A 309-nucleotide genomic window follows, 5' to 3' on the forward strand; every position below is an offset into this window, starting at 1 on the left:
GGCGTACTGCGCGTGGATGATGAACTCCATTTGTCGCCATTGCCCGCAGAGGACGAAGACCCAGAAGTGACCAAGCTGCGCGCGGCTTTGGATCACCGCATCGGTGAGGTTCAATTGCCGGAAGTGATTCTGGCCGTTGACGCCCAGGTGCGCTTTAGCTGGATCATGCTCGGACGTGAGCCGCGCTCTACCGACGAGCTGCTGATGGTCTATGCCGGCATCATGGCCCACGGCACCAGTCTGACTGCGGTCGAATGCGCGCGCATGATTCCGCAATTGTCTGCCACCAGCATTCGCCAGGCCATGCGC

At 60.8% G+C, this 309-nt stretch carries 1 pseudogene; it reads left to right on the plus strand.

Annotation, left to right across the window (positions count from 1 at the left end):
* A pseudogene (locus tag CKO35_RS17635) lies at positions 1-309 on the plus strand (Tn3 family transposase); the annotation flags it as partial.

This window comes from Ectothiorhodospira shaposhnikovii (assembly GCF_016584105.1).
GTDB classification, from domain to species: domain Bacteria; phylum Pseudomonadota; class Gammaproteobacteria; order Ectothiorhodospirales; family Ectothiorhodospiraceae; genus Ectothiorhodospira; species Ectothiorhodospira shaposhnikovii.